Annotated in this window: 17 protein-coding genes, 1 pseudogene and 1 riboswitch; of the genes and pseudogenes, 8 read left to right on the forward strand and 10 right to left on the reverse strand. The window is 71.9% G+C overall.

Annotated elements, in window-relative coordinates; all coding sequences use genetic code 11:
• Window positions 1–118 precede the first annotated feature (118 nt).
• Window positions 119–697 (forward strand): carboxymuconolactone decarboxylase family protein, encoded by a 579-nt coding sequence (locus ACVFI9_RS13695; protein ID WP_474762768.1) that lies wholly within the window; start codon window positions 119–121, stop codon window positions 695–697.
• Window positions 698–738: 41 nt separating this feature from the next.
• Complete coding sequence (locus ACVFI9_RS13700; protein ID WP_474762769.1) at window positions 739–1401, forward strand: phosphoribosyltransferase; 663 nt, start codon at window positions 739–741, stop codon at window positions 1399–1401.
• Between the two features lie 27 nt (window positions 1402–1428).
• Here the strand turns inward: ACVFI9_RS13700 and ACVFI9_RS13705 are convergent, their stop codons facing one another.
• On the reverse strand, window positions 1429–2241 hold the full coding sequence (locus ACVFI9_RS13705) for a putative protein N(5)-glutamine methyltransferase (RefSeq protein ID WP_474762770.1): 813 nt from the start codon (window positions 2239–2241) through the stop codon (window positions 1429–1431).
• 162 nt (window positions 2242–2403) lie between these two features.
• Here ACVFI9_RS13705 and ACVFI9_RS13710 point away from each other — a divergent pair, with 162 nt between their 5' ends.
• Together ACVFI9_RS13710 and ACVFI9_RS13715 are read left to right on the forward strand one after the other, a co-directional pair.
• On the forward strand, window positions 2404–4329 hold the full coding sequence (locus ACVFI9_RS13710) for an anthranilate synthase family protein (RefSeq protein ID WP_474762771.1): 1926 nt from the start codon (window positions 2404–2406) through the stop codon (window positions 4327–4329).
• A 91-nt stretch (window positions 4330–4420) separates the two neighbouring features.
• The gene (locus tag ACVFI9_RS13715; RefSeq protein ID WP_474762772.1) at window positions 4421–4954 is read left to right on the forward strand and encodes a hypothetical protein; all 534 of its coding nucleotides are present in this window, start codon (window positions 4421–4423) and stop codon (window positions 4952–4954) included.
• 48 nt (window positions 4955–5002) lie between these two features.
• On the opposite strand, the gene ACVFI9_RS13720 is transcribed toward ACVFI9_RS13715, so the two are convergent.
• From ACVFI9_RS13720 to ACVFI9_RS13730, 3 genes are read right to left on the reverse strand one after another with little or no spacing between them, the layout of a single operon-like run.
• Window positions 5003–5488 (reverse strand): deaminase, encoded by a 486-nt coding sequence (locus ACVFI9_RS13720; protein ID WP_474762773.1) that lies wholly within the window; start codon window positions 5486–5488, stop codon window positions 5003–5005.
• A gap of 1 nt (window position 5489) precedes the next feature.
• Complete coding sequence (locus ACVFI9_RS13725; RefSeq protein WP_474762774.1) at window positions 5490–6662, reverse strand: cytochrome P450; 1173 nt, start codon at window positions 6660–6662, stop codon at window positions 5490–5492.
• A 20-nt stretch (window positions 6663–6682) separates the two neighbouring features.
• Entirely contained in the window at window positions 6683–7543 is an 861-nt protein-coding gene (locus ACVFI9_RS13730; RefSeq protein ID WP_474762775.1) for an Fpg/Nei family DNA glycosylase, read from the reverse strand.
• Between the two features lie 59 nt (window positions 7544–7602).
• On the opposite strand from ACVFI9_RS13730, the gene ACVFI9_RS13735 reads away from it, so the two are divergent.
• On the forward strand, window positions 7603–8145 hold the full coding sequence (locus ACVFI9_RS13735; RefSeq protein ID WP_474766265.1) for a GNAT family N-acetyltransferase: 543 nt from the start codon (window positions 7603–7605) through the stop codon (window positions 8143–8145).
• Between the two features lie 18 nt (window positions 8146–8163).
• Here ACVFI9_RS13735 and ACVFI9_RS13740 read toward each other — a convergent pair whose 3' ends face one another.
• On the reverse strand, window positions 8164–8490 hold the full coding sequence (locus ACVFI9_RS13740; protein ID WP_474762776.1) for a DMT family transporter: 327 nt from the start codon (window positions 8488–8490) through the stop codon (window positions 8164–8166).
• A gap of 11 nt (window positions 8491–8501) precedes the next feature.
• Window positions 8502–8565: riboswitch (guanidine-III (ykkC-III) riboswitch) on the reverse strand.
• Window positions 8566–8572: 7 nt separating this feature from the next.
• A complete protein-coding gene (locus tag ACVFI9_RS13745) occupies window positions 8573–9547 on the reverse strand; it encodes an EamA family transporter (protein WP_474762777.1) in 975 nt (324 codons plus the stop codon).
• A 31-nt stretch (window positions 9548–9578) separates the two neighbouring features.
• Between ACVFI9_RS13745 and ACVFI9_RS13750 the strand changes: the two genes are divergently transcribed.
• Together ACVFI9_RS13750 and ACVFI9_RS13755 are read left to right on the forward strand one after the other, a co-directional pair.
• A complete protein-coding gene (locus ACVFI9_RS13750; RefSeq protein ID WP_474762778.1) occupies window positions 9579–10085 on the forward strand; it encodes a MarR family winged helix-turn-helix transcriptional regulator in 507 nt (168 codons plus the stop codon).
• 61 nt (window positions 10086–10146) lie between these two features.
• Window positions 10147–10530 (forward strand): DUF4180 domain-containing protein, encoded by a 384-nt coding sequence (locus ACVFI9_RS13755; RefSeq protein WP_474762779.1) that lies wholly within the window; start codon window positions 10147–10149, stop codon window positions 10528–10530.
• Window positions 10531–10549: 19 nt separating this feature from the next.
• Here the strand turns inward: ACVFI9_RS13755 and ACVFI9_RS13760 are convergent, their stop codons facing one another.
• Window positions 10550–11437, reverse strand: coding sequence for a DNA-formamidopyrimidine glycosylase family protein (locus ACVFI9_RS13760; protein ID WP_474762780.1), 888 nt, complete (start codon window positions 11435–11437; stop codon window positions 10550–10552).
• Window positions 11438–11524: 87 nt separating this feature from the next.
• On the opposite strand from ACVFI9_RS13760, the gene ACVFI9_RS13765 reads away from it, so the two are divergent.
• Window positions 11525–12109 carry a 1-acyl-sn-glycerol-3-phosphate acyltransferase gene (locus ACVFI9_RS13765; protein WP_474762781.1) on the forward strand — a complete coding sequence of 195 codons (585 nt, stop codon included), beginning with the start codon at window positions 11525–11527 and terminating at the stop codon, window positions 12107–12109.
• 12 nt (window positions 12110–12121) lie between these two features.
• Here ACVFI9_RS13765 and ACVFI9_RS13770 read toward each other — a convergent pair whose 3' ends face one another.
• The 3 genes and pseudogenes from ACVFI9_RS13770 to ACVFI9_RS13780 form a co-directional block, all read right to left on the reverse strand.
• A complete protein-coding gene (locus ACVFI9_RS13770) occupies window positions 12122–13426 on the reverse strand; it encodes a hypothetical protein (RefSeq protein ID WP_474762782.1) in 1305 nt (434 codons plus the stop codon).
• A gap of 73 nt (window positions 13427–13499) precedes the next feature.
• On the reverse strand, window positions 13500–14108 hold the full coding sequence (locus ACVFI9_RS13775) for an RNA polymerase sigma factor (protein WP_474762783.1): 609 nt from the start codon (window positions 14106–14108) through the stop codon (window positions 13500–13502).
• A 102-nt stretch (window positions 14109–14210) separates the two neighbouring features.
• Window positions 14211–14327: pseudogene (locus ACVFI9_RS13780) on the reverse strand (DUF933 domain-containing protein); the annotation flags it as partial.
• Window positions 14328–14349 lie beyond the last annotated feature (22 nt).

A 14349-nucleotide genomic window follows, 5' to 3' on the forward strand; every position in this document is an offset into this window, starting at 1 on the left:
GAAAGGGCTTGACGCTCGGGGAGGCACCAACTATAAGCAGGAGTTGCAGCGACTGCTGGCGGCGGGTCGGGCGACCTGCCAGCATGAGGAGAGACCGCTCCGAGATCGAGGCCCGCGCATGACGATCATCCGTACCATTCCCGAGTCCGAGGCCGACGGCGAGGTCGCCGAGCTCTATGCCGACGACGTCGAGACGCTCGGGTACGTCCCGTCGTATACGAAGGCCATGGCGATGAACACCGGGGCATACCGTGCCTTCGAATCGCTGATCCGGTCCGTCGCCAGGCCGCTCGGCCTTCGCCGCTACGAACTCGTCACGTTGGCGGCGGCCCGGGGTGCGAAGTCGCGACACTGTCGACTCGCCCACGGGGTGAAGTCGCTCAAGCTGTTCGACGAGGCGCAGCTCGAGCGCATCGCCCGCGACTACACGGACGCTGATCTCAGCGAGGCGGAGGTCGAGATGATGCGCTTCGCCGAGCAGGTCGGGCGCGATGCGTCCGACATGACCGCCGCAGACGCGCAGCGGCTCAAGGACGTCGGCTTCAGCGATCAGGAGATCGTCGACATCGCGATCGCGGCATCCGCCCGGGTGTACTTCGCCAGCGCGCTGCAGGCCCTCGGCGTCGAGGTCGAGCGGCCGCCCATGCTGGCCGGCCCGCTCCAGGAAGCTCTGCTGGAAGGCATCGACCGGGCATAGTGCGGATGCCCCCACCCCGGCGACCAGAACGGAGGGGCGACATGGACTACTTCAACGACCGGCGCGACGCGGGGCGGCAACTCGCTCGCGCGTTCGAGGGGCGGCGGCTCGACCGGCCCGTCGTCCTCGGACTTCCCCGCGGCGGCGTGCCCGTCGCGGCGGAGCTCGCGCGCGCGCTCGGCGCCCCGCTCGATGTGCTCGTGGTGCGCAAACTGGGTCTTCCGTATCAGCCCGAGGTCGCCATGGGCGCGATCGGCGAGCGCGGTGCTCGCGTGCTGAACGACGACGTGCTGCGCAGCGGCGGCGTGTCGCAGGCGCAGCTCGACGCCGCCGAGCGTCGTGAGCGAGCGGAGCTCGAGGCGAGGGTCGTGCGCTTCCGCGGCGATGCTCCGATCATCGACCTCGCGGGCCGCACGGCCGTCATCGTCGACGACGGGGTCGCCACGGGTGCCACGGCGCGCGTCGCCTGCCGGGTCGCCCGCGAGCTCGGCGCGGCGACCGTGATCCTCGCGGTCCCCGTCGGCGCGCCCGACAGCGTCGCCGAGATCGCCGCCATGCCCGAGGTCGACGAGGTGGTCTGCCTCTCGACGCCTCGCGGATTCATGGCGGTGGGCATGCACTACATCGACTTCTCGCAGACGACCGACGGCGAGGTGCAGCAGATCCTCGCCGAGGCGCACGCGGACGGCAGCCCGTCGGCCTGATGCGGGGCGCGCCGTGATGGCGCCGGCTCAGCGGCGACCGATGACCACGGTGCCGGCGATCTCGTCGTCGTGCTCGATGCGGGCGTCGAGGCCGCCCCGGACGATGAGCGCGGCGGTCGCGTCGGCCTGGCGTCGGCTCGTCTCGATGAGCAGGTGTCCCCCGGGGGCGAGCCATTCCCGCGCGGACGCCGCGACCAGGCGGTGCACGTCGAGGCCGTCGATCCCGCCATCGAGCGCGATGCGCGCTTCGTGGTCCCTCGCCTCGGGGGGCATCATGGCGATCTCGTCGGTCGGCACGTACGGGGCGTTCACGGCGAGCACGTCGACCCGTCCGCGCAGTTCGATGGGCAGCGCTCCGAACAGGTCGCCCTCGACGACCAGCGCGCCGAGCGGCTCCAGGTTCCGGCGTGCGGCTCGGACCGCGGCCGGGTCGAGGTCGGCGGCCACGAGCCGCAGCGGTCCGGCCGCACGGGCCACCGCGGCGGCGATGGCGCCGGCCCCGCAGCAGAGGTCGACGACGACCGGCTCGTGGCCATCACGCGCGGCGTCGCAGGCGAAGCGCGACGCCGCCGACGCCAGCAGCTCCGTGCGGCGGCGCGGAACGAACACCCCCGGCTCGAGCAGGATGCGCAGGCCGGCGAACTCCGCCCAGCCGACCAGCTGCTCGAGCGGCTCACCGGCCACGCGGCGCATGACGAGTCGTTCGAGCTCGGCTGCGGCATCCGGATGTCCCCCAGCGGCCTCGCCGAGCAGGTCGGCCTCCTCCTCGGCGAAGACGCAGCCGGCGGCGCGGAGTCGTGCGACGAGTCGCGGGTCTGGAGACACAGTGGGCGTGCGCATGCGCGAACAATGTTAGAGTGCATCGCATGACCGCGTCGATCCGCACCTGGTGGCCCGCCTCCTAGGCGGACTGCAGCGTTTCGACGTACGACGACCGCCCGAGGGGCGGTCGTTTCGCGTTGCAGCGGGATGCTCCGGCCGAGGGCCCGACCGGAGACCGCCATGACCCGCCTGCTCACCTCGCTCCTCAGCGCACCCGAGCCAACGTCCTTCGCCGTGATCCGCCGCGAGCACGAACCGACGCTCGACGTGCTCGTCGGCGACGTGGTCGACGTCGACCGGCTCGCCGACATCCTGCTCGACGGCGCGGAAGTGCTCGCCCTCGTGCCGTTCCACCAGGTGCGCGAGCGCGGCTTCGAGGCGCGCGACGACGGCGCTCCGATCCGCTGCCTCGTGGTCCGCGAGCGGGAGTCCGTGCCGCTGGATGCGGCCCTCGACCTGCTGCCGCGGCATCCGATCGTCGTCGACGATCTCGACGTCGACGTGAGCGACGTCGAGTACGCCGGGATCGTGCGTCGTGTCATCGACGACGAGATCGGCCGCGGCGAGGGTGCCAACTTCGTCATCCGCCGGGACTTCACGGGCACCACGGATGCCGCGCCGGCGACGGCGGTGCTCGGCTGGCTGCGTGCGCTGCTCGAACAGGAGTCGGGCACGTACTGGACCTTCGCCCTGCACACGCCGACCCTCTCGGCGGCGGGCGCCACACCCGAGCGGCACGTCTCGTCGATGGGCGGCACGGTCTCGATGAATCCGATCAGTGGCACGTTCCGGCACGGCGGGCAGGCGAGTGGCGACGAGGCCGACCGGCTGCTCGCCTTCCTCCACGACGTGAAGGAGCGCGAGGAGCTCGTCATGGTCGTCGACGAGGAACTGAAGATGATGAGCGCCGTCTGCCCCGATGGCGGACGCATCCGGGGGCCGTTCCTGAAGCGGATGTCGCGGCTCACGCACACGGAGTACCTGCTCGAGGGGCGCTCCGACCTCGACCCGCGCGAGGTGCTGCGCCGCACGATGTTCGCACCGACCGTGACGGGTTCGCCCATGGGCAATGCCTGCACCGTCATCGCTCGCCACGAGCCCACGCCGCGCGGCTACTACGCCGGGGTGCTGGCCCGGTTCACGCCGCGCGACGGCCGGTACGACCTCGATGCGCCGATCCTCATCCGTACGGCGTACCTCGAGCCGGGCGGCCGTGTGAGGGTGCCCGTCGGTGCGACGCTCGTGCGCCACTCCGATCCCGACGGCGAGGTCGCGGAGACGCACGCGAAGGCGGCAGGGGTGCTCACCGCGCTCGGCGCGCTGCCCCGGCGCCCGTCGCACGGCGCCCGCGACGACGGTCACGACGGCGGCCACGACGTCGACGCTCGAACCGGAGGGGACGACGCCGACCGCATCCAGACGCTGCTGGCCGCGCGCAACGAGCACCTCGCCGCCTTCTGGCGGACCCCGCAGGACGCGCGACCTTCGCGTGGGCTCGAGGCCCTCGTCGTGGACGCCGGAGACGACTTCACGACCATGCTCGCCCATCAGCTGCGGCACCTGGGCCTCGCCACCCGGGTCGTGCCGTGGCACGAGGTGCCGCTCGAGGCATCCGCGGATCTCCTGGTCTTCGGGCCGGGACCCGGCGACCCGCGCCAGACGGCCGAGCCACGGCTGGCGCGGCTGCGCGAGCTGATGCGGGCCCGGCTCGCTGCGCGCCGCCCGATGCTCGCGGTCTGCCTCAGCCACCAACTGCTCGCCGACCTCGCGGGGCTGCCGCTCGAGCCGCTGCCGGCGCCGCGGCAGGGCGTGCAACTCGAGGTCGACGTGTTCGGGCGGCGCGCCGCGATCGGCTTCTACAACACGTTCTCGGCCGTCGCCGCGAACGGCACGACGACGCCCGAGCTCGGCCTCGTGGTGGCGTCGGATGCCGCGACCGGCGTCGTGCATGCCATGCGCGGTGCGGGGGTGGCCTCTGTACAGGGACACCTCGAGTCGGTCACGTCACCCGACGGGCTCGCGCTGCTCACCGAGCTGATCGACGGGCTCCTGCCAGATGAGCTCGGGACTCGGCGGCCAACGATCGCCGCTCCCGCGCGCGGATGATCCCGCACTTCCGGGTGTTTGGCAAGGCATTGCGGCAGTTCGTCCGCGCACGGTTGTCTGGTGCGGCACCCACCCGAGGAGGCGGATTCCCGTGGACACCAGCACCATCATCTGGATCATCGTCGGCATCGTCGTCGTCATCGCGATCGCCGTGGTCGCCTGGCTGCTGACCAGCCGGCAACGTGGGGAGGCTCGTCGCGAGTCCGAGCGCAGGAAGGCGGCCGAGCTCAGGGAGAGCGCGTACGAGACCGACGCGAAGCGTCGCGAACGCGAAGCCGAGGCCGCCCGGGCCGCGGCCGCCGCGAAGCAGGCCGAGGCCGACGCAGCGCAGGCGCGCCTCGCATCCGAGCGACTCGCCCGCGAGAGCGCCGGCCACCAGACGGAGGCGGAGCAGCTCCGCACCAGGGCCGAGGAGCGGCTGCAGAAGGCCGACCAGCTCGACCCCGACGTCGACGCCGACCGCCGCGACGACCTGCGCGCCCGTGAGCGGACGGCGACGGATGTGGACGGCGACGGTCGCGTCGACACCACGCGTGACCGCGTCGTCGACGACCGTGACCGCGGACTCGACGACCGCGACCGCGGACTCGACGACCGCGACACCGAGACGGGCCGGCGCGTCTGACCGAGCGGAGCGAACGGGCGGCGGAGCGGATGCCCCGCCGCCCGTTCGTCATGCCGGTGACGCGTGGTGCTCGATGAGCACCCGCACCTCCTCGACGAGGTCGCGCACCGGGCCCTCGACGCGGAGCCCGGGCGCGACGGTTGTGATGGGCAGTGCCGCCACCGGTGAGCGCGCGGCACCCACCGCGGCGCGCCACGAGGAGATCTGCTCCGAGGACGCGACGTAGACGATGCGCCCGAGCCCGACCCAGGCGTGAGCGGCGGCGCACATCGCGCAGTGCTCGCCCGATGTGTACACGGTCGCAGCGGCCCGCTCGGCCGGGGCGAGGTGCGTCAGCGCCCAGCGCGCGATCTCGAACTCCGGATGCCGCATCGGGTCCCCCGTGGACTCCTCCCGGTTCCGGTCGGCGAGGCGCTCGGCGCCCGAGGCATCGACGAGCACCGAGCCGAACGGGCTGTCGCCCGAATCGGCGGCCTCCCTCGCGAGTTCGACCGTTCGACGCAGGTGCACGAGGTCGGTCTCGGTGATGCCCATGTCACTCCATTCGCAGTGGGACGCGCTCGTAGCCCCCGGTCGGGTAGCGCGCATTGACGGGTGCGCCCGCGTGCGGGAGCTCGATGCCGCGGGTCGCGGCGAAGAGCTCCTCGAAGAGCACTCGGAGCTCGAGCCGCGCGAGCGGCGCGCCGGGGCAGTAGTGCACCCCGCGGCCGTAGACGAGGTTGTCGGCCGGGTCGCGGTCGAGCCGGAACTCGTCGGGGTCGCCGAACACGCGCTCGTCGCGGTCGGCCGAGGCCCAGAGCACGATGACGCGCTCGCCGGCGGGGATCGCTCGCCCGCCGATCGACACGGGCTTCGTGGTCAGTCGCCGGTTGCCGATCAGCGGGGCCTGGATGCGGAGGATCTCGTCGCTCGCGGCGGCGAGTCGGCTCGGCTCGGCTCGGAGCTGCCGCTGGATCTCGGAGCGCTCGGCGAGGAAGTGCGCCATGATCCCGACCGCCGCCGCGATGGTGGCGAGCTCGCCGACGGTCCAGTTGCGGATGATCGAGACGATCTCGTCGTCGGTCAGCCGGCGGCCGTCGACCTCCTCATGGAGCAGCGCGGCGGTGACGTCGAGCTCCGCGGGCGCGCCACGACGCAGGTCGAGCTGTTCCGTGATGAAGCCGTCGAATTCGAGGGCCACGGCCGACATGGCGTCGCGGTCGGCGGCGAGGGTGGCGTCGTGGTTCTTCCTCGTCCACTCCCGCAGCGGCATCCGCAGGCTCTCGGGCCAACCCATGAAGGCGCACTGCACGTTGTTCGCGAACGGCTCGGCGAGTGCGGCCATGAGCTCGACGTCCTCGCCCAGCGGAAGGGCACGCACAAGTCGCCGCGCGATCCGGCGGCACTCGGGCTCGAAGGCGGCCATGCGCTCCGGCGTGTAGTACCGGTCGACGACGGCACGGTAGGCGGCGTGCTCGGCCCCGTCATAGCCGTTCGGCACCGATCGGTGGTGCGACACGGCGTTGGAGTACGTCTCGGGGTCGTCGAGGATCGCCACGTTGTCGGCGTGACCGAAGACCGTCCAGTTGCCGTGGCGGCTGTACGCCACGGGGCATCTGGCCCGCATGGCGTCGTACGCGGCGATCTGGTCGGCCTGCGACTCGGCGGAGCGGGGCTCCCAGTCGGTCTCGCGCGACGTGTCGTGCGACCCTCGGTGCGACTCCGCCACGTCGACCCCCTGTTCTCTCGTCACTTGAGCAGGCGCGAAAGCACCCGGTCGGCGAGCGGCTTGCCGCCCGTCTGGCAGGTCGGGCAGTACTGGAACGTCGAGTCGGCGAAGATCACCTCGCGCACCGTGTCGCCGCACACCGGGCACGGCTCACCGGTGCGCCCGTGCACCTGCATGCGCGTGCGTTTCGAGTCCTTGAGCTCATCGGGCCGGCGCCCGGCGGCCGCCGCGATTGCATCGGCGAGCGTGTCGCGCAGCGCGTGGTAGAGGCGTTCGACGTCTTCGGGCTTGAGCTTCGCGGCGAGCGCGTACGGCGACATGCGGGCGTTGTGCAGGATCTCGTCGGAGTACGCGTTGCCGACGCCCGCGAAGACCGACTGGTCGCGCAGGAGGCCCTTCACCTGCGTGCGCCGTTCCGCGAGGATCGCGGCGAAGTCGTCGAGCGTGAAGTCGGGTGCCGTCGGGTCGGGGCCGAGCCGGGCGATGCCCGGCACCTCTGCGGGGTCTCGCACGACGTAGACGGCGAGCGATTTCTTGGTACCGGCCTCGGTGAGATCGAACCCCGAGCCGTCGTCGAGCCGCACACGCAGCGCGATGGGCGACTTGCCGGGCTTGATCACGGTCTTCGGCAGTTCGTCGTACCACCGCAGCCAGCCGGCCCGGGCGAGGTGGAACACGAGGTGAAGCCCGCCGATCTCGAGGTCGACGAACTTGCCATGGCGGGATGCCGCGTCGACGGTGCGCCCGGCGAGCTCCTGCAGTGGCGGGTCGAACGTCTTCAGCGCCGAGATGGCCGCGACGGATGCCCCGACGACGGCATGCCCCACGGCGCGCTCGCGGAGGAATCCGACGAGCGCGTCGACCTCGGGCAGCTCCGGCACCCTGCCATCGTCTCACCGTCTGCCGACATCGGGGCAGGTCGTCCTAGGATCGGCGAGTGATCGATCCCCTCCCGCTCGTCGACGGCATCAGCCTGCGCGGACTCCGACCCGTCGATGCCGAGGCGCTGGCGACCGCGTACGCCAGGAATCGCGCGCACCTCGCCGCGTGGGAGCCCGAGCGCGCCGAGGAGTTCTTCACCACCGCCTGGCACGAGGCGGAGGTGGCCGCTCAGCTGACCTCGGCGGCTCGGGGCGACTCGCTGCCGATGGTCCTCGCCGCCGACGACGGCGTGATCGTCGGCCGGATCAACCTCACGGGCATCGTTCGCGGGCCGTTCCAGAGCGCGAACCTCGGCTACTGGGTCGACGCCGGCCGCAACGGGCGCGGCGTGGCCTCGGCAGCGGTCGCCGCGATCGCCGACATCGCGCTGGAGGAGCTCGGCCTTCATCGCATCCAGGCGGCGACCCTCACGCACAACGCCGCCTCGCGGCGGGTGCTCGAGCGCAACGGCTTCCGGCACATCGGCTTCGCGCCCACCTACCTGAAGATCGCCGGCCGCTGGCAGGACCACGAGCTCTTCCAGCGCATCCTGCACGACTGAGGCTCGTCCCGACCCGGGTCAGTGACCCGCGTCGCTCACGAACTTCAGGCCGACGACGCAGCCGATGAGCCCGACGATCAGCAGCGCCTTCACGATCGAGACCGGCTCCGAACCCGTCGCCATGGCGTAGGCGACCGTGAGTGCCGCCCCGATACCGACCCAGACCGCGTACGCGGTGCCGGTCGGGATCTCACGCATCGCGACGGCCAGGCCGATCATGCTCGCCACGAGCGCCCCGCCGAAGACGAGCGACGGAACCAGCCTGGTGAAGCCGGCCGACCTGCCGAGGGCGGTCGCCCAGACCGCCTCGAGCACACCGGAGAAGATGAGGATGACCCACGACACGACTGCCTTCCCATGGCCAGTCTTGTCGCGCACCGGGTACTGAACCGTCGTCCGGGAGCCGTGGTGGGGCTCGTCGCCGAGCTTAGCCGCCCTGCCTGCTCAACGCCTGTGCAGGAGTCGAGCCGGTCGAGGTCAGCGCCGTCGCACGGGTCCCGGCGAGCACCGCGACATCCGAGCGCGCACGCCACGCGCGGATGCCACGGGCGACGACCGGCTGCCCCATCACGATGCCGACGAAGACGAGCGCGAGCCCGACGAACTGCTGCGCCGACAGCGATTCGCCGGCGACCACGACGCCGAGCAGTACGCCGGTCACCGGGTTCAGCAGACCGATCAGTCCGACCGTGCCGGCATCGAGGTGACGCAGTCCGGTGAACCATGCCACGAACCCGACCGCCGTCGCGACGAAGCTGACGTAGCCGAAGGCGAGGAGCGAGGGCGCGTCGAGCGCGGGCGGGGCACCCTCCCACAGGAGCGCCGCGGGCACGAGCATCGTGCCCCCGGCGATGAGCTGCCACGACGTGAGCGCGAGCACGTCGACGCCGCCGCCCCAGCGCTTGGCGAGGATGTAGCCGAGCGACGACATGCACATGGCCGCGACCGACGCGACGACGCCCCACGGCTCGACGGATGCCTCACCCGTGATGAGCATGAGGACCACCCCCGCCAGGCCGACGACCGCTCCGGTCAGCGGCAGCATGCGCAGTCGCTCGGACACGAGGAGCCAGGCGAAGAGCATCATGACGATCGGCGAGGTGGCCATGATGGTCGATGCGATGCTCGATGGCAAGAGCTGCGCCGCGACGTAGACGAGCGCGAAGAAGACGCCCATGTTGAGCGCTCCGAGCACGATCGATCGCCACCACCAGGCCCCGCGGGGCCGCTGGCGCCGGATCGCGAGCAGGAGGAGGCCCGCCGGCAGCGCACGCAGCACCGCGCCCCAGAGCGGTACGTCGGCGGGCAGGAACTCACGCGTGACGAAGTAGGTGCTTCCCCAGGCGATGGGCGCGATCGCGGCGATGAGGGTCCAACGCCAAGTAGCTTCCATGGAAGACATACTAGCTTCCATGGAAGCTAGTATCAATCCCATGGATGCCCCGACCGATCGCGTCGCCCAGATCATCGCCGAGTGGGAGCGTGAGCGACCGGACCTCGACCTCGCGCTCGCGCCACAGGCCGTCATCGGGCGCCTGCATCGCCTCGCGATGCACCTCACCGAGGACCTCCTCGCGGTGTACCGCACGTTCGGCCTCTCCGAGGGGGAGTTCGACGTGCTCGCCACCCTGCGCCGGGCAGGTGCGCCCTTCGAGCGGACCCCGAGCGAGCTGGCCGCGTCCACCATGGTCACCAGCGGGGCCATGACGAAGCGCATCGACCGCCTCGAGGTGCGGGGGCTCGTGAACCGCCGGCAGAGCGACGTCGACGGTCGTGGCCGGGTCATCGCGCTGACGCCGGCCGGGCTCGAGCTCATCGACCGCGCGTTCACCGCGCACCTCGCCAACGAGCGTCGCCTCCTCGAGGAGGCGCTGAGCCCAGCGGATGCGGCCACGCTCGAGCGCGTGCTCACGACCTGGCTGGCGCACTACGAGTCGTGAGTCGGTGTCACCTTGTGGAAGGACGACGACGAGTGACCGGATACCGCGTTATCGTCGAGCCATGCGCACCGACGAGCTGAGTGGCATCCGCGTCCTCCACCTCGACCCCGAGGGCGACCCGATCTCCACGCCCGACGACGCCGCCGACCTGGTCGGCAGCGCCTGGTCGCATCGGGCGACGATGGTCGCGGTCCCGGTCGCGCGCCTGGATCCGAAGTTCTTCAACCTGCGCTCGGGCATCGCCGGCGAAATCACCCAGAAGCTCGTGAACTACCGCCTGCAGCTCGCCGTGCTCGGCGACCTCGGCAGCCATCTCGAGAAGAGCAGCGCGCTGCGCGACTACGTGCGCGAGTCGAACGCGGGCGACCACATCTGGTTCCTCGACGACGCACTCGCGCTCGAAGACAAGCTGGCCCGCCGCGCGGCGCGGGCCACGGCTCGCTGAGGCGCGACGCCGATCACGCTCACTCCGGCGGCGATGGCGAGCGGTCGGATGGCTCCGGCAGCAACTCGCCCGCGGTCTGGCAGGCCGGGCAGTACTGCGCCGTCGTGCTCGCGAACGCGAAGTCGCGGATGACCCCGCCGCAACGCGGACATGGCTCCCCCGCGCGGCCGTGCACCTGCATCGAGGCCACCTTTGCCGCCTTGAGCTGATCCATCGGCACGCCCCGTCGGGCCTCGACGGCCGAGGAGATCACGCCGACGGTCGCCTCGAAGAGCCGCTCCCGTTCGGCCTCGGTGAGTTCCGACGCGCGAACCACGGGCGAGAGTCGTGCGGCATGGAGGATCTCGTCGGAGTACGCGTTGCCGATGCCGGCCAGCGACTCCTGGTCTTGCAGCACGGCCTTCAACTGCTTGCGACGACCGACGACGACCCGGTCGAGATCCACCTTGGTGAAGGCGGGGTCGGCGGGATCGGCACCGAGCTTGCCGACGGCCGGCACCTCCGGCGGATCGTCGACGACCCAGGTGCCGAGCGACACCCAGTCGCCCGCGTCGGTGAGCTCGAGCGTGCTGCCGTCGTCGAAGCCGATCTCGACCAGCGTCGGCGGGGGCGCCTCGTTCGGTGCCGCGGCGCCGGCGGTTGCTTCGCCGGCCGTCTCGTCGTGCCATCGCGCCCAGCCGTGCCGACCGAAGGACACGACGAGGTGCTGGGATGCGCCGACCGCCAGGTCGAGGAGCTTGCCGTGCCGCACCGAGCCCGTGACCTGCTCGCCCACGAGCCCGTCCGGCGGTCGGGTTCGGGTCTTCGTGGTGCGGAACTCGACGACATCGACCGCAGTGATGGCACGACCACGCAGCCGCTCGCCGATCTCGTCGGCGAGCGCCTGCACCTCAGGCGATTCCGGCATGACGCCAGCTTGGCACAGACCACCCACAGGGCGGACGGGCGGACGCGGATGCCTTGCGGGACATACGCCGTGACGTACGGTTGCGACATGCTCCGACGACTCGTCGCACGCGTCTTCTGGGCGTGCAGCCGGTGGCGGCTCATCAGCGAGCCGGCGCCTACGCGGCCGACCGTGCTCATCGGTGCGCCGCACACCTCCAACTGGGACTTCGTGCTTATGCTCGCCATCGCGTGGCGGCTCGGCATCGACGTCCGCTGGCTCGGTAAGAACAGCCTGTTCACCGGTTGGCGCGGGCCCGTCATGCGGCGGATCGGCGGCATCCCGGTCGACCGGGCGAATCCCGGACGCGTCGTGTCGGAGGTCGTCGCGCAGGTGCGGGCTGGCAGGGTGTTCGGCCTCGTGGTGACTCCTGACGGCACGAGAGGCGCGCACGAGTACTGGAAGTCGGGCTTCTACCGCATCGCCCGCGAGACCGGCATGCCCGTGACCCTCGGGTTCGTCGACCGCACGACGATGACCACGGGCCTCGGTCCGACCATGGAGCTCACGGGCGATGTGGCCGGCGACATGGACCGGATCCGCGCGTTCTACGCCGACAAGGCAGGGTTCCGTCCCGACCGGCGCGTGGAGCCGCGCCTGCGCGACGAGCACGGAGGGACCCCCACCGACTGACGGGCCTCCTGGCTACTCGGCCGCGAAATCGAGCTTCGACTCGGCGACGGCGATGATCGACCAGGTGCCGCCATCGGTGTCGGTGAACTCGTAGGCCGGCACGACGATCACGCTCCCGTCGGGCTGCCACTGGCTCGCGAGCCCGAGCCGCGCCTCGACGATCTCGACGTCGTTCACGGGCCACGCCACCGCTGCGCCCGACTTCGGCGTCGCAGGCGGCTCCGTGGGCGGCACCCACTGCTCGGCCGGGGTCGGCGCCTCTCGCAGCGCGATGGGAAGCGCAGTCATCTGGGCGCCGAAGCGCGGGTCCGAGAGCCGCTCGAACGCCTCCTGCTCGCTCACGACCGGGTAATCGCCCAGCGGGACGAGTTCGGCGAGCGGACCCGAGGCGCTGATCATGCCCTCCTCCGACAGCTCGGCGCTCAGCACCTGGTCGAGGCGCTGACCGTCGACCACCAGCCAGGCCTGCGCCATGCGCGTCGGCGAACCCTCCCACGTCTCGGAGGTGAACTCGAACGCCCCGGGGTCGCGGCCGATCGACGTGACGAGCGACCGCAGGGCGTCGATCGCGACCTCCTCGCTCGGCGGCTCGCCCGTCGGCTCACAGGTGACCGCACCGTCGGGGCACTGCCACGGGTTGATGCGCGGGTCGGAGTACCAGAAGCTCGACGCGCCGTCGAGTGACACACTCAGCGACGGGCCCGAGCCGTCCTGCGGTCCGACCGTCCAGGACCCGTACGCCAGCTGCGGCGTCCCCTCGACGCCGAGCGCTGCCCCGAGCGCGGCAACGGCCTCGGAACCGGATGCCGCGCGCGGATCGAACCCGTAGGCCGCGGCCATGCCGTCCGATGTCGACAGTCCCGAGGAGGTGAAGTGGTTGCGACCGCCTCCGTAGGGAGCGAACATGCCGCCCGCGCCGGGTGCGGACATCTTCGCGTCGCCGGTCGCCGGCTCGGGCATCGCGCCCTGCTCCCCCGCTCCGGCGTCAGCACCGCTCGGCAGCGAGATGGGCGGCGCCGCACCATCGGCGAGATTCGCGCTTCCGCCGGTCGACGCGCCGATGCCGTATCCGGCTGCACCGCCGGCCGCGCCGACCACGACGAGCGAGGCGGCGACCGCCGCGACCTGCAGCCATCCGCGGCGCCGGCGGGCGCGCTCCGCGCCGAGGTCGCTCACGGCTGCTCCGACCCCGAGGCCGCCCGTGTCCGCCGTCGCCTGCGCGACGACCTCGTCGGCGAATCCCTCTCGCGGCTCGAGTCCGCCGGCGGGGTCCGCCGCCCGCAGGCGCTCGATCGGGTCGTGCTGCTCGTCGTTCATCGTGATCCTCCGTGGCATCCGGTCTCACTGGGGATATGTGCCGGCAGCGCCGGACCTTGCACGGATGACCCGATCAGAACGTCATCCGCTCGCCCCACGCCTCACGCAGGCGCGAGCGGGCGCGCGAGAGCGCGGCATCCGCCCCTGATCGCGAGATGCCGAGCACCTGGGCGAGCGCCTCGCCGTCGAGGCCCTCCCACGCATGCAGGAGCAGGATGCGCCGGTCGCGCTCGCCGACGCTCATGAGCGCGCCGCGCAGTTCGTCGTCGAACAGCGCGCTGAGTTCGGGGTCTTCGGCCACGCGCCGGTCGCCGTGCTCGGGCACCTCGTCGACGGGGAGGTCGACGAGCTTCCGCCGGTGGTTGGCGAGCGTGAAGCCGGCGGTGCGATACAGCCACGGGAGCACGGCCTCGCGCGGCACGTCGACGCGTCGACGCCACGCCGTCGCGAACACGTCGGCGGCGAGGTCCTCGGCGTCCTGCCGGGGGCCACGGCGGGCGAAGTAGCGCACGAGCGCGGTCGAGTGCTCGCGCACGACGGCGGTGAACCACGCGAGATCGGCGCCGCCGCCGTCGGTCTTCGCTTCGGTGCCGCCGTCGGCGCTGCGCGGCTCGGCGCGCTCGGGCATCGGCACCTCCTGGGTCGAATCGGCGTCTGCGGCGTCGGTGTCGGCGGTCCTCACGTCCTGCTTGTGTCGCGACTGCGCCGAGTCTTGCACGTGCCGCCCCGATTCGTTGCGATTGCTCGTGCACGGGGCGGCGCGCCTGCCGAGCCTCGACATGCCGAATCGACACGTCGCCACGTCGCCGTCCTGCAAGACGTAGTCCTTGCCCTCCATGCGGGCGTTGCCCTTCGCGCGCACCTCGGCGACCGAGCCCGTCGCGACGAGGTCCTTGGACGAAGGGCGTTCGACGCGCTCGAGG

It is taken from the genome of Agromyces sp. NSFZ (assembly GCF_056156205.1).

Coding starts and splice junctions, on each gene's coding strand:
- ACVFI9_RS13695 (WP_474762768.1), top strand. CDS start 119: ATGACGATCATCCGTACCATTCCCGAGTCCGAGGCCGACGGCGAGGTC.
- ACVFI9_RS13700 (WP_474762769.1), top strand. CDS start 739: ATGGACTACTTCAACGACCGGCGCGACGCGGGGCGGCAACTCGCTCGC.
- ACVFI9_RS13705 (WP_474762770.1), bottom strand. CDS start 2,241: ATGCGCACGCCCACTGTGTCTCCAGACCCGCGACTCGTCGCACGACTC.
- ACVFI9_RS13710 (WP_474762771.1), top strand. CDS start 2,404: ATGACCCGCCTGCTCACCTCGCTCCTCAGCGCACCCGAGCCAACGTCC.
- ACVFI9_RS13720 (WP_474762773.1), bottom strand. CDS start 5,488: ATGGGCATCACCGAGACCGACCTCGTGCACCTGCGTCGAACGGTCGAA.
- ACVFI9_RS13745 (WP_474762777.1), bottom strand. CDS start 9,547: ATGTCTTCCATGGAAGCTACTTGGCGTTGGACCCTCATCGCCGCGATC.
- ACVFI9_RS13750 (WP_474762778.1), top strand. CDS start 9,579: ATGGATGCCCCGACCGATCGCGTCGCCCAGATCATCGCCGAGTGGGAG.
- ACVFI9_RS13755 (WP_474762779.1), top strand. CDS start 10,147: ATGCGCACCGACGAGCTGAGTGGCATCCGCGTCCTCCACCTCGACCCC.
- ACVFI9_RS13760 (WP_474762780.1), bottom strand. CDS start 11,437: ATGCCGGAATCGCCTGAGGTGCAGGCGCTCGCCGACGAGATCGGCGAG.
- ACVFI9_RS13765 (WP_474762781.1), top strand. CDS start 11,525: ATGCTCCGACGACTCGTCGCACGCGTCTTCTGGGCGTGCAGCCGGTGG.
- ACVFI9_RS13770 (WP_474762782.1), bottom strand. CDS start 13,426: ATGAACGACGAGCAGCACGACCCGATCGAGCGCCTGCGGGCGGCGGAC.